Source organism: Campylobacter sp. CNRCH_2015_1657, assembly GCF_025772685.1.
Lineage (GTDB): Bacteria > Campylobacterota > Campylobacteria > Campylobacterales > Campylobacteraceae > Campylobacter_D > Campylobacter_D lari_D.
On sequence record NZ_JAKMSO010000029.1, the window covers coordinates 1 to 561 of the forward strand.

1 pseudogene is annotated in these 561 nt (G+C 30.8%); it reads left to right on the forward strand.

The annotated features are described in order from the left end of the window. Positions 1 to 561, forward strand: a pseudogene (locus L8X27_RS07965) (methyl-accepting chemotaxis protein); the annotation flags it as partial.

Consider the following 561-nt stretch of genomic DNA (forward strand, 5'->3'; position numbering starts at 1 on the left):
GCCAAAGCCATCAATGAAAACATCACTAAAACTAAAAATGCATTAGAACAAGATGCTAAAGCAGTAGAACAATCAGTTGATACAGCTAAAGAAATAGAAGGTGGTAATCTAACAGCAAGAATAACAGCAATTCCTGCTAATCCTCAATTAATAGAATTAAAAAATGTATTAAATGATATGCTTGATGTATTACAAGCAAAAGTTGGTTCTAATATGAATGAAATCAATAGAGTATTTGATAGCTATAAGGCATTAGACTTTACTACTGAAGTTAAAAATGCTAAAGGTGGAGTTGAAGTAACTACTAATGTATTAGGTCAAGAAATAGTAGCTATGCTAAGACAATCATCTGAATTTGCTTCTTTATTAGCAGATGAGAGTGGTAAATTACAAAGTGCTGTTAAAGACTTAACAGATTCTTCATCTTCTCAAGCTTCTTCTTTAGAAGAAACAGCAGCAGCATTAGAAGAGATTACTTCTTCTATGCAAAATGTATCTCATAAAACTAGTGAAGTTATTGCTCAAAGTGAAGAGATTAAAAATGTTACTTCTATAATAGGT